Source organism: Natrinema soli, from assembly GCF_028618695.1.
This window is the reverse complement of the sequence record NZ_JAQIVI010000050.1, coordinates 1-11,683: the sequence shown is the minus strand read 5'-3', so window position 1 is coordinate 11,683 and position 11,683 is coordinate 1. Positions and strand designations below refer to the sequence as shown.

General features: G+C 64.0%; 12 protein-coding genes and 1 pseudogene. 7 read left to right on the top strand and 6 right to left on the bottom strand.

All coding sequences use genetic code 11. The annotated features are described in order from the left end of the window. The 6 genes and pseudogenes from PGX04_RS03240 to cdd all read left to right on the top strand — a co-directional run. Window positions 1–495, top strand: a pseudogene (locus tag PGX04_RS03240) (phosphomannomutase); the annotation flags it as partial. A gap of 107 nt (window positions 496–602) precedes the next feature. Continuing rightward, window positions 603–1,655, top strand: coding sequence for a BMP family lipoprotein (locus PGX04_RS03235; RefSeq protein WP_273737196.1), 1,053 nt, complete (start codon window positions 603–605; stop codon window positions 1,653–1,655). A gap of 4 nt (window positions 1,656–1,659) precedes the next feature. After that, window positions 1,660–3,303 (top strand): ABC transporter ATP-binding protein, encoded by a 1,644-nt coding sequence (locus PGX04_RS03230; protein WP_273737195.1) that lies wholly within the window; start codon window positions 1,660–1,662, stop codon window positions 3,301–3,303. Beyond that, window positions 3,300–4,550 carry an ABC transporter permease gene (locus PGX04_RS03225; protein ID WP_273737194.1) on the top strand — a complete coding sequence of 417 codons (1,251 nt, stop codon included), beginning with the start codon at window positions 3,300–3,302 and terminating at the stop codon, window positions 4,548–4,550. The genes PGX04_RS03230 and PGX04_RS03225 overlap by 4 nt, the downstream gene beginning before the upstream one ends. Then, entirely contained in the window at window positions 4,543–5,586 is a 1,044-nt protein-coding gene (locus PGX04_RS03220; RefSeq protein WP_273737193.1) for an ABC transporter permease, read from the top strand. Before PGX04_RS03225 ends, PGX04_RS03220 begins: the two co-directional genes overlap by 8 nt. A gap of 75 nt (window positions 5,587–5,661) precedes the next feature. Continuing rightward, on the top strand, window positions 5,662–6,060 hold the full coding sequence (cdd, locus tag PGX04_RS03215) for a cytidine deaminase (protein WP_377042257.1): 399 nt from the start codon (window positions 5,662–5,664) through the stop codon (window positions 6,058–6,060). A gap of 17 nt (window positions 6,061–6,077) precedes the next feature. On the opposite strand, the gene PGX04_RS03210 is transcribed toward cdd, so the two are convergent. Next, window positions 6,078–6,671, bottom strand: coding sequence for a flavin reductase family protein (locus PGX04_RS03210; RefSeq protein ID WP_273737191.1), 594 nt, complete (start codon window positions 6,669–6,671; stop codon window positions 6,078–6,080). Window positions 6,672–6,698: 27 nt separating this feature from the next. Next, window positions 6,699–7,130 (bottom strand): DUF488 family protein, N3 subclade, encoded by a 432-nt coding sequence (locus PGX04_RS03205; RefSeq protein WP_273737190.1) that lies wholly within the window; start codon window positions 7,128–7,130, stop codon window positions 6,699–6,701. Window positions 7,131–7,191: 61 nt separating this feature from the next. Between PGX04_RS03205 and PGX04_RS03200 the strand changes: the two genes are divergently transcribed. Further along, window positions 7,192–8,013 (top strand): nucleoside phosphorylase, encoded by an 822-nt coding sequence (locus PGX04_RS03200; RefSeq protein WP_273737189.1) that lies wholly within the window; start codon window positions 7,192–7,194, stop codon window positions 8,011–8,013. A gap of 45 nt (window positions 8,014–8,058) precedes the next feature. Here the strand turns inward: PGX04_RS03200 and PGX04_RS03195 are convergent, their stop codons facing one another. From PGX04_RS03195 to PGX04_RS03180, 4 genes are all read right to left on the bottom strand, one after another. Next, complete coding sequence (locus PGX04_RS03195) at window positions 8,059–8,826, bottom strand: mechanosensitive ion channel family protein (protein WP_273737188.1); 768 nt, start codon at window positions 8,824–8,826, stop codon at window positions 8,059–8,061. A gap of 1 nt (window position 8,827) precedes the next feature. Further along, the gene (gene dacZ, locus PGX04_RS03190) at window positions 8,828–9,640 is read right to left on the bottom strand and encodes a diadenylate cyclase DacZ (protein WP_098726178.1); all 813 of its coding nucleotides are present in this window, start codon (window positions 9,638–9,640) and stop codon (window positions 8,828–8,830) included. A 624-nt stretch (window positions 9,641–10,264) separates the two neighbouring features. After that, window positions 10,265–10,750 carry a toxin-antitoxin system TumE family protein gene (locus tag PGX04_RS03185; protein ID WP_273737187.1) on the bottom strand — a complete coding sequence of 162 codons (486 nt, stop codon included), beginning with the start codon at window positions 10,748–10,750 and terminating at the stop codon, window positions 10,265–10,267. Further along, window positions 10,747–11,358 carry a winged helix-turn-helix domain-containing protein gene (locus PGX04_RS03180; RefSeq protein ID WP_273737186.1) on the bottom strand — a complete coding sequence of 204 codons (612 nt, stop codon included), beginning with the start codon at window positions 11,356–11,358 and terminating at the stop codon, window positions 10,747–10,749. The genes PGX04_RS03185 and PGX04_RS03180 overlap by 4 nt, the downstream gene beginning before the upstream one ends. Window positions 11,359–11,683 lie beyond the last annotated feature (325 nt).

Sequence of the window (11,683 nt, the reverse complement as noted above, 5' to 3'; positions counted from 1 at the left end):
GAACGCGTTCGGCTGGGGTCCCTCCACGAGGGAATCGCGCGCGAACGTTCTACAGGCGGCGAGGACACCGAGGTCGTCTTCGCCGCCGAGCCCTGGAAACACATCCACACCGCCTTCGGCGGCTGGATCGACGGCGTGGTCAGCGCCGCGGTCGTCGCGGCGCTCGTCGCCAACGCCGGCGATACCGATCGGCTCAGAGAGCCGGTCACCGAACGCCCCTACCGAAAGGTCAGCATCGAGTGCCCGGACGCGGCCAAAGCCGACGTAATGGCTGCGCTCGAGACCGAGCTGCCTGCGGCGTTTCCGGAGGCCTCCGTCGAGACGGAGTACGGCATCCGGCTCGAGTTCGCGGACGCGTCGTGGCTGCTCGTTCGACCGAGCGGGACGGAGCCGTACGTTCGCCTGTACGCCGAGAGCGACGACATCGACGCCCTCGTCGCGGACGCACGGGCCGTCCTCGAGTCGACAGTATCGGACGCGACGCCCGATAGCTGACGTAGAAACGCAACCAAACGGGACGATCGGATATTTAGTGAGTTTTTCCCCGGATCGAAACGAACTCTCCGACGGATATTTAGCAGATAGTTACTGTACGATAGTGCATGTCACGAGAGAGACGCAGCGTTCTTAAAGGACTGAGTGCAGTCGGCCTCGCAGGGGTCGCCGGCTGTATTGGTGGGTTCGGTGGGGAGAGTGACGCAGAGTATCAGGTCGGAATGGTGTACGCAACCGGCGGACTCGGTGACGACTCGTTCAACGACATGGCCAAACAGGGAGTCGTGGACGCACGGGACGAATTCGACCTCGCGTTCGACGAACGGGAACCGGGGAGAGAAGGCGAGTTCCCCAGTGCACAGCGCGACTTCGCGGAGTCCGGTGACTACGATCTGATCAGCTGTATCGGCTATGCGCAGGCCGAGGCACTCGGGGAAAACGCCCCCGACTATCCGGACCAGAACTTCATTATCGTCGACGCAGTGGTTGAGGAAGACAACGTCCGGAGCTACGGGTTCGAGGAACCCGACGGATCGTTCCAAGTCGGCCACCTGGCCGGACTGCTGACCGATCGGGAGTTCGCCGCCGGTGCCGGCGAGACGAACCCCGACGCCAGCACCGTCGGTTTCGTCGGTGGCACCGAAACGCCGCTGATCCAGTCGTTCGAGGCCGGCTTCCGAGCCGGCGTCGAGCACGCGAACGACGACGTCGACGTCGTCTCGTCGTACGCCGGTAGCTTCAACGATACCGCCCAGGGACAATCTACCGCTCGATCGATGTATCAGAACGACGGCGCGGACATTATCTTCCACGCGTCCGGCCGAACCGGTATCGGTGTCTTCCAGGCGGCCCAGGACGAAGGTCGGTTCGCGATCGGCGTCGACAGCGACCAGTCGCTCTCCAACGAGGACTTCGCGGACGTCATCCTCGCGAGCATGGTCAAGCGCGTTGACACCGCCGTCTACAACGCCATCGAATCCGTCGTCAACGACGAGTTCGAGGGCGGTGCAGACGAAACCCTCGGCCTCGAGCAAGATGGCGTCAGCGCCGTCTACGGGGACGCGATCGGCGGCGAGATCCCTCAGGAGATCAAAGACGATCTCGAGGAGTCCCGGCAAGCGATCATCGACGGCGAGATCGACGTCCCAAGCGAACTGTAACCGTATGAGCGAGCCCGGAATGGGGACGACTGACGGGATAGGACCAACCACAGAGGTGGGGGAGCACACTGCCGATACGAAGAGCACAGGCAGCGACCTCGCCGTCCACCTCGACGGCATCACCAAGCGGTTCCCAGGAGTCGTAGCGAACGACGACGTGGATCTCCGCGTCGAACGAGGGACCGTCCACGCCTTGCTCGGGGAGAACGGTGCCGGGAAAACGACGCTGATGAACGTCCTCTATGGACTCTACGAGCCCGAGGAGGGTCGGGTCGTCGTCGACGGTGAGGAACGGACCTTCGACTCGCCGCGGGATGCCATCAACGCCGGCATCGGGATGATCCACCAGCACTTCATGCTGGTCGATCCGATGACGATCGCCGAAAACATCGCATTGGGGAACGAACCCACGAAGTGGTTCGGCATGGCGGTCGATCGCGATCGCATCGACCGCGACATTCGCGACCTCTGTGATCGATACGGCTTCGACGTCGATCCGGGGGCCACCGTCGAAGACGTGGGCGTCGGCGTCCAGCAACGCGTCGAGATTCTCAAGGCGCTGTTCCGCGGTGCGGATATCCTCATCCTCGACGAGCCGACCGCCGTTCTCACGCCCCAGGAAGTCGAGGGCCTCTACGACGTCCTCGAGGAGCTCACCGCCCAGGGAAAGACGATCATCTTCATCACGCACAAACTCGACGAAGCGACTCATGCCGCCGACGCGATCACCGTCCTCCGAGACGGGAAGTCCGTCGGGACGGTCCGTCCCGAGCGCACGAGCCGGGAGGACCTGGCCGAGCGGATGGTGGGCCGGGAAGTGCTCCTCGAGGCCGAATCGGAGCCGGTCGAGACGGGCGACGTCGTCCTCTCGACGCAGGACGTCGTCGTCGAGGACGCCCGCGGCGTCGAGCTCGTCTCGGGGATCGATCTTGACGTGCGCGCCGGCGAAATCGTCGGTATCGCGGGCGTCGACGGCAACGGACAGGCCGAACTGGTCGAGGCGATCACCGGCCTCAGGACGCCCGATGAGGGGACGATCGCCTACGAGGGTGCGGATATCACGGAGTGGTCTCGACGTCGACGGATCGAGAGCGGGATGGCCTACATCCCCGAAGATCGCCACGAGAGGGGACTCGTCATGCCGTTCGACCTCGTCGAGAACGGCGTCCTCGGAAGCCAGCGGTCGGCCCGATTCTCCGACGGCGGTCGCATCGACTGGACCGGCGTCCGCGACCACACCGAGGAGCTCATCGAGACCTACGACGTTCGACCGCCGAACGCCGACGCCGACGCGCAGTCCTTCTCGGGTGGCAACCAGCAGAAGTTCATCGTCGGCCGCGAGTTCGAGCGCGATCCCTCGCTCGTCGTCGCGACCCACCCCACCCGCGGCGTCGACATCGGCTCGACCGAGTTCATTCACGACCGTCTGCTCGAGCTTCGCCGCGAGGGGGTCGCGGTCCTGCTCGTTTCCTCGAAGCTCGACGAGGTGCAGTCGCTATCGGATCGGTTGGCGGTCATCTACGAGGGCGAGTTCATCGACGTCACCGATCCGGACACCATCACCGAGGAAGAACTCGGCTTGCGCATGGCTGGTCACCGGCCGGGAACGGACGCGGTCGACGGGCCGAACGCGGGTGAGTCCCGATGAGGGAGCGACTCGAGGTGCTTCTCGAGCGCCTCGTCCGGGCATCGATCTTCGATCGCATCGTTATCAGCGTCGCGGCACTGTTCGCCGCCGTCCTCATCGGCGGCATCCTCGTCTTCGTCTCCGGCGGATTCGCCTCCTGTCGGGCCGGTCTCGACGTAGCCGGCATGACGTTCTGTTACAACCCGATGCAGGTCTACTACGAGCTGTTCTTCGGGGCCCTGGGCCACCCGCTCGAGGGCGGCTGGCAGTTCACTAATGGAAGCCTCGCGACGACGCTCCAGCAGACGACGCTGCTGATCTTCGCGGGGCTATCGGTCGCGGTCGCGTTCCGCGCCGGCCTTCTCAACATCGGCACGCAGGGACAGCTGGTCGTCGGCGGGCTCGCGACGGCAGTCACCGTCGTCTACGCGGCGTCGGTCGTTCCCGACGGGTTAGTCGGAACCGTCGTGCTCATCCCGCTCGGGGTCCTCGCCGGTGCGCTCGTCGGCGGGTTCTACGGTGCGATTCCGGGCGCGCTCAAAGCCTACGCCGATGCCAACGAGGTCATCACGACTATCATGCTCAACTTTATCGCGGTCGGCATCACCTCGACGCTGCTCTCCTCGCGGTTTCAGGATCCGAACAGTAACAATCCACAGACGGCACCGGTTCCCGAGTACGCCGAGATACCGACCGTTCCGGTGATCGGCTTCGCCGGTCGAGTAGACTTCTCGCTGCTCGCGCTGGCCTTCGCCGTTGCGCTCATGATCGCCATCGCGTGGCTGTTCGCTCGAACGTCGTTCGGCTACGAGCTGCGCATGAGCGGTACGCAGCCGGAAGCGGCCGCTTACGGCGGCGTCGACGAGAAGAAGATGACCGTCGCCAGCATGACTCTCTCGGGCGCGCTCGGTGGCATCGCCGGGGCGTTCTGGGTGCTCATGGTGCACGGCCGCTGGCTCGAGAACGTTCCGTCGATCGGGTTCGACGGGATCGCCGTCTCGGTGCTGGCCGGCAACGGTCCGATCGGTGTCGGCGCGGCGGCCTTCCTGTTCGGCGTCCTCGAGAGCGGCTCGAGCAGGATCGGGACAGCAACGGATGTCCCGCCGGAACTGGTCGTCATCCTGACCGGCCTCATCGTCCTCTTCGTCGCCATGCCGGAGTTCTTCCGGATGGTGGGTCGACGGTACGTCGACGTCGGTTCGGCGGAGCCCGTTCGGGCAGACGGCGGTGGCTCGGGAGCCGACGACGGAGGTGAGAACGATGCGTAAGCGATTCCGCCGAACGCGCGAAACCCTCGCCCGATATCCGCTCGCGACGGCTCTCGGCGGCCTCGTCGTCTGCCTGCTCTTCCTCTGGCTGACGCCGGCGAGCTGGCAGACGTCGACGCTTCGGCTCGCCGTCCCGATCGCGCTCGCGGCGATCGGCGGTATCTTCGCCGAGAAGAGCGGCGTCATCAACATCGGCATCGAGGGGCTGTTGATCGTCTCGTCGTTCAGCGCGATCATCGCCGTCTACTGGCTCGGCAGTGGCACGACGCTGGGTCTGTCGAACCTCTGGTGGGGCCTGCTGATCGGCGTACTCGTCAGCGTCGTCTTCGCGCTGATCTTCGCGATCGTCTGTATCGAGTTCGAAGCCGACCAGATCATCGCCGGACTCGCGATCTGGCTCATCTCGCTGGGACTGGCGCCGTTCGCCTCGCGGATCGTCTTCGGGAGCCCGAACACCGCGAACGTCGCTCTCTTCGACAACGTGACGGTCCCGATGCTGTCGGAGATTCCGATCTTCGGCTATCTGCTGTTCGACACCGAGCCGCAGGTGTACATCATGCTCGCGGGTGCCCTCGCGGGCTGGTACCTGCTCGCTCGGACGAACTTCGGGCGGTGGGTGGTCGCCAGCGGCGAGAACCCGAAGGCGCTGGATACGGCCGGCGTCGACGTCCGCAAGATCCGCTACGCCGCGGTGCTCCTCTCGGGCGTCTTCGCCGGGCTCGGCGGCGCGGGCTTCGCCCTCGGTACCCTCGGCACGTTCACCGGCACCGGCGACACCGTGATCAACGGTCGGGGATTCATCGCGATCGCGACCTACCTGCTCGCGAACTACCACCCGCTCGGTGCCCTCGTCGGATCGTTCCTCTTCGCGGGACTCAATTCGATGCAGGACACGCTTCAAACGGCGGGATACGGCCTTCCGACGGAGCTCATTCGGACGATTCCGCACATGACGGTCATCCTCGTCCTCGTGCTCGTCGGGCGCACCCGCCTGCCGGACGCCGCCGGCGACCACTACGAGTCCGGCGAGGACTGATCACCGTCGGCCGTCTCGGCCGTCGAAACCCAACCGGTCGATGCCTTCTTGCACCCGCTCGAGCTACCACTCGTCGTGACCGAACACGAGCTTATCACCGCCGCTCGCGACGTCCAAGATCGGGCGCACGTTCCCTACTCCGAGTACCGGGTCGGTGCCGCCCTCGAGACGACCGACGGCGAGGTCTTCGTGGGCTGTAACCTCGAGAACGCGAACTTCAGCAACAGCCTCCACGCGGAGGAGGTCGCGATCGCGGAGGCGGTCAAGAACGGCCACCGGGAGTTCGCCCGGCTGGCCGTGAGTTCGGGCCGCCGCGACGGCGTCACGCCCTGCGGGATGTGCCGGCAGACGCTCGCTGAGTTCTGCGACGACGACCTCGTCGTCTACTGCGATGAGGGCGAGGGGGAGGAGCCGACCGAGTACGCGCTCGGCGAACTGCTTCCGAATACGATCACGCAGGAAACGCTCGAGTAACTCACGAAGCGCAGTTCTCAGAACTGCCGCTCGAACGGCAGCGGATCGGAGACGGTGTAGTACGGCCCGCCGAGCCGCCCGACGGTATCGAGATCGCGCATATCGATCTGGCCGTCGGTCAGGAGTTCATCGTCGACGTGGACGTACTGGACGTCGCCGAGGATCATCAGCTTGTCGTGGACCTCGATCGAATCGTGGAGCGTACACTCCATCGAGACGGTCGCGTCCGCGACGCGCGGCGCTGAAACCGTTCGCGACTCGCCGCGTTCGATGTCGACGAGATCGAACTCGCTCTCGTCGTCCGGGAGGGCCGCGGAGGTGTGGTCCATCCGCTCGATATCGGCTTCCGTGACGATATTGACGACGAACTCACCGCTCTCGAGCGCGTTTCGGGCCGTATCCTTCAGCTCGCTGCGGGGTCCGTTGGGCGTGTTGAACAGCACAGTGGGCTCCGTCAGTGAGACGTAGTTGTACGAGCTGAACGGCGCGAGGTTGTCGACGCCCGCGTCGCTCACCGTACTGATCCAAGCGATCGGTCGCGGGGTGACGACGGTTTTGACCAGGCGCGAGATTTCGCGTTCCGTTCGGTCCGAGGGAGCGAATTCGTGCATCACCTCGTCGATATACGGCCCCGCTACTCAAGTCTGCGTCTCGAGGAATTCCTTGAGAACCGTCCGGTGACACCGCTTCTTCTCGGTGTTCTCGTAGCAGACCAGCGCCAGCGACTCGCCGGCTGACAGTCGATCGTCCAGTGCAGCGACCGCCGCCTGCGCCTCGTCAGCGTTCTCGAGGTACTCGCGATACGCCTCGCCGAACCCGACCTGGTCCCACGCGGCGTTGTGGGCTCCCTCCTCACAGAGGCCCTGCATTTTCATGTCCTCCTCCGCGTCGCGCATGGACTCGAGCAGGTCGGCCGGCGGGCCGAGTTCGGGTCGGTTCTCGTCGACGGCCGCGTGAAACCACGACGTCGGCCGTCGAACGACGCCCACGCGCGTCGCGTCCGGCGGCAGCTCGACCAGCTCGTGCTGAATCGCAGCGACGTAGGTGTCCGCGAGCGTTCCTCGAACCATACCGGGACGGTACGCGCGCCCCGCATTTATATACAGCGTCGGATCGAATCGACGCTATTCAATGTCTCACGACAGCGAAGACCCGAACGCCGACGTTCAGTACCATCTCGAGGTCGCTCCCGACGACGTAGCCGAGACCGTGCTCCTCCCCGGAAACCCCGAGCGCCTCGAGAAGATCGTCGCGTTCTGGGACGAGTACGAGATTCGGGCCCACCACCGCGAGTACCGAACGGCGACGGGCGAGGCCGACGGGACGCCTATCTCGGTCACCTCGACCGGCATCGGCAGCCCCTCCGCCGCGATCGCGGTCGAGGAACTCGCTCGAGTCGGCGTCGAGACGTTCATCCGGGTCGGCTCCTGCGGTGCGATCCAGCCCGAGATGGCCGTCGGCGACCTGGTGATCACGACCGGCGCGGTCCGTCAGGAGGGAACCAGCGACGAGTACGTCCGCGAGGACTATCCGGCCGCCGCGGATTACGAGGTAGTCTCCGCTCTCGTCGCCGCCGCCGAACGGCTGGGCTACGAGTATCACACCGGCGTGACGATGAGCGCGGACTCGTTCTACGCCGGCCAGGGCCGGCCGGGATTCGACGGCTTCGAAGCCGCCGGCGCCGACGATCTGGTCGACGAACTCAAAGCGGCGAACGTCACCAACATCGAGATGGAGGCCAGCGCCATCCTCACGCTCGCGAGTCTGTACGGGCTCCGGGCCGGCGCCGTCTGTACTGTCTACGCCAACCGCGAAACCGGCGAGTTCCGGACCGAAGGAGAGTCCCGCGCCGCCGAAACCGCGACGCTCGCGACCCATCTGCTGGCGAAAATGGACGCCGTCAAACGAGCGGCGGGCGTCGACCGCTGGCACGCTGGCCTCTCGCTCGAGTAGCGCTCTGGAATCGAATAGCCGTCCGGAATCGACGAGTTCCCCGTCTCAGTCTCGCATCCGGATGACGCCGTTCTCGAAGACCTTGCGGTTCGGGACGATGTACTCTTCCGAGTCGTCTTCGATCTTGGTGACGAACAGGTCGACCTCCTGGACGATGCCCGTCTGGTCGCCGATTCGGACCTCGTCGCCGATCCCGTAGGGCTGGTTGAGGAGCAGGTAAATACCGGCGGCGCTCGAGGCGAGGAAGTCCTTGAAGGCGACGGTGCCGACGATGATGATTCCGATGGCATAGACCGTCAGCAGGATCAACAGCGCCAGCACGTGGACGCCGATCTGGCCGAGCGCGATGATGAACGTGACGTACAGCACGGAGTACTTGACCAGTTTCGGGATGACCGACACCTCGGGAAGCTTGACGCCCCGCAGATACTCGCTGACGATCAGTTCCGACTTGTCCGCGACGATGAACCCCAGAATGAGTACGAGCACGGCGATGAACAGCTGCGGGATGAACTCGGTAACACGGAGCCAGAACGCGTCAGTGTCCAGCAACTGCGCGATGTGGATCGCGGTGAGCACCGCGATCCCGTAGATGAACCAGGAACTCAGCCGGGCGACGATCTCGACCGTCGAGGTCCCGATCGACTGGGCCGTCCGCTCGAACGGCGTTCCCTCGACGGCTTCCGGGACGCCCGAGGCCGAGAGTAACTCCTCGTTGAGCCTGCCGACGAGATAGCCGACGACGAGCCCGAGCGCGAGCACCGCCGCGGCGATGACGGCCGGCTCGTTGACGAACGTCTGCCAATCCACCATATCAGTACGCCTCCGGATCGACCTCCAGAATGAGTTCACCGCCCTTGAACGCCCGGACGAGCCCGTCGCTCTCCGAGAGCACGATCGCGATCGCGTTGGTATCCCGCGTGATCGCGCCGCCGGCCATGTGTCGCGCGCCCAGCCCCTTCGGAATGTCGACCCCCTCCGCCGAGGGCTCGAGGTAGCGGTACGCGGAGACGATCTTCCCCGCGTCAGAGATGATAAACGCGCCGTCGAGCCGCGAGAACTCCTTTAGCATGACGTTCACGATCGGGTCGCCGACGTGGACGTGGGATTTCTCGAAGGGATTGTAGGAGAGCGGGCGGGACTTGTTCATCACCTTCCCCGCGTCGCCGACGACGAACAGCGCGCCGACGGGTTTGCCCTTCTGTCCCTTCTGTCCCAGTTCGATCGCCAACTCGAGGACCGCCTTGACCACTTCGGGGTCCGCACGGGATTTGGCAAAGATGTCGTAGATCCCGGTGTGGTTTTCCGCGTCAGCGCGGACGCGAGACACCGTATCGATTCCGTCCCCGAAGACGCTCGTCGCACAGGCGAGTTCGTCACCGTCTTCGATCACGCCCTGTTCGAGCGCGCCCTCGAGCCCGAATCGGATCCGCTCGGAGATGTCCTCGAACTCGAGGGGGAGTTCGACGAACGTCTCCGCGCCCACGGCGTTTTCGGTGCCGACGACGACCACATCGAGGTCTTCGACGGCCACGAACCGCTCGTAGTACGAACCGCTCGGTGAAAAGAGTACGACGGCATCGACACTCGCGAAGAGATCCCCGAACACGTCGTCTATCCCGGCCATTGATACTACAACTCGGTCCTGCTCGAATAAGCGTTATGGGGCGTCTGACGCGCGTCTGCCGATTCTATCCGAATTCCGCCGCGTTCAAAATTACTGTCATTATTTCGCTATTCGATTCGGGACATCGCACGGGGAAGCGACCGATCGCTACCCGTCGCCGTCCTCGACCCGGTTCTCGGTTCGCGGGAGGAGTTTCGATCGATATCAGCGTCGGCTTACCTTGCCGAATACGGACTCGAGCGACGGTATCAACCGACATGGTATCCGTGTTCCCATTCCGCTCTACGATCTGTTCAGTGCTCACGGTTCGCTTCGCTCACCGTCCGCGAACTCGAGACGATCATCCCCCTCGTGTCTCGCAGTGCGCGGGACCGAATTCGAACCACGGTCGCAACGAAGCTTCTCCCTGATTCGAATCCTCGTCGCGGTGCTTCTTCTCGCGGAATTGCTCGGAGAAGCATGCGCGGGGCCGGATTCGAACCGGCCTATGGGACAGCGTCCGAAGCGCTGCTTTACTCGTGGGGTTCCCGCGGTCAAGTAGTGCGTTCGCGCGGTGGGTGTAACCACGGATACGCATCGCCTGCATGCGCCGGTCTCGCGGGCGTCTGGCGGACCCTTAGTGCTTCACGGCGGATTCTCCGCGTCGTTGATGCCCTCGAACGTATCCTGATTGTGGGCATACCGCCATCGTTGGAGAACCGCTCGTGTGACGAGGGAGGCCTCGGGGACGGTGATGCATGATGCTTCCACAGGGCGGCTTGGGGCGTCCGGCGGCGGATGAAAGTGCCGTCTCGGCGCGTCGGGTTTCGGGTGGCAGTCGAACCGGAAGTTCCGGTCACGGTCGTCCGTATAGTGAACGGCGTAGTTGCCAGTCAGACTCCACCGCACGTCCATCCGAGCAGTCGATGCATCCCCGACACCGTCTGAAAGTTCAACCGAAAGCATCTGCGGGTCCAATGGATCGTCTAGTGACGCCGTCTCGACCAACGGCTCCATCTCCGCAAACAGCTCTCGAATCTCGCGTAACGCCCCGGCGTCGATAGGGCCGAACACCTCGGACTGTTCGCTCGGTTGGCTCTGTTGAGAGACCCCCTCGCTGTCTTCGGTCATACAATGACGGACGTGCCACCGTCGCCATCGTTGTCGGTGTCTGTTCCGGTGAGGTGACCAGAGCGACGAGCCTCACCGATAGCGAGTGCCGCTTGCGCGAGCGCGAGGTTCCGTCGGGTCGTTTGCCATTCGGTGAGTGCCGCGCCGTAGTCGCTGTCGGCATCGTCTACGTCCAACTCACGGGCGAACTCCTCAGGAGAATCGACGCCGTACTCTTCACGCCATTCATGTATTTTAGATTTCATATTGGCGATTCCGGACGCGATTTCCGCTGGAGTCCGTTCCGCGAGGAGCGACTGTGCATGTTCGGTAACGATAGCCGTCTCCGACCGCCGATACTGCGTCGTTTGTCCGTCCTGGGATGTCGTCACCTCGCCGGCGTCCACAAGCGTTCGCAGGTGTTTGCGCGCCGTGGTCGGCGATACGTGGGCGCGGTCAGCGATTTGCGTCGCGGATTCAGAGTCGTAAGTCCGGCGGATGATCTCGTGCACCCGTTCGAACGGGGTCGTCTCATCGACCCACTCTTCCACGACGACGGCGTTTACATCACGGTGTTCGGTACCGCCATCCTGCGATGAGTGTTCGGGAGGGGGCGTATCATCGGACATCGTACCATAGGCTACGGGAGGAGAGTATAATAATGTGAGGAACACCATACTAATCTGGAACGGGTTTTCGGCTGCACTCGAGATGTCCTCGGGGCTTGACCTCGAGGCGGTTCATTCCAAACTACCTTTTAACAGCGAGAGAGTCCCGCCGTTCACGGTGGGCGTGAATCGCGTGCACTCCATTGCCGTCCTATCTCGTTACTGTCAGTCCGAGTCTCGCACCCATATCACCACGTTCACTTTCACCTCGGATTGGTCATCTTTACAACAGTTGAGTGCATCTGTTGGAATGAGCGATGAAGCGGACCAACACGTTCGCCGTGCG

Coding starts and splice junctions, on each gene's coding strand:
- PGX04_RS03180 (WP_273737186.1), bottom strand. CDS start 11,358: ATGTCCGATGATACGCCCCCTCCCGAACACTCATCGCAGGATGGCGGT.
- PGX04_RS03210 (WP_273737191.1), bottom strand. CDS start 6,671: ATGCACGAATTCGCTCCCTCGGACCGAACGGAACGCGAAATCTCGCGC.
- PGX04_RS03200 (WP_273737189.1), top strand. CDS start 7,192: ATGTCTCACGACAGCGAAGACCCGAACGCCGACGTTCAGTACCATCTC.
- dacZ (WP_098726178.1), bottom strand. CDS start 9,640: ATGGCCGGGATAGACGACGTGTTCGGGGATCTCTTCGCGAGTGTCGAT.
- PGX04_RS03225 (WP_273737194.1), top strand. CDS start 3,300: ATGAGGGAGCGACTCGAGGTGCTTCTCGAGCGCCTCGTCCGGGCATCG.
- PGX04_RS03230 (WP_273737195.1), top strand. CDS start 1,660: ATGAGCGAGCCCGGAATGGGGACGACTGACGGGATAGGACCAACCACA.
- PGX04_RS03220 (WP_273737193.1), top strand. CDS start 4,543: ATGCGTAAGCGATTCCGCCGAACGCGCGAAACCCTCGCCCGATATCCG.
- PGX04_RS03205 (WP_273737190.1), bottom strand. CDS start 7,130: ATGGTTCGAGGAACGCTCGCGGACACCTACGTCGCTGCGATTCAGCAC.
- PGX04_RS03195 (WP_273737188.1), bottom strand. CDS start 8,826: ATGGTGGATTGGCAGACGTTCGTCAACGAGCCGGCCGTCATCGCCGCG.
- PGX04_RS03185 (WP_273737187.1), bottom strand. CDS start 10,750: ATGACCGAAGACAGCGAGGGGGTCTCTCAACAGAGCCAACCGAGCGAA.
- PGX04_RS03235 (WP_273737196.1), top strand. CDS start 603: ATGTCACGAGAGAGACGCAGCGTTCTTAAAGGACTGAGTGCAGTCGGC.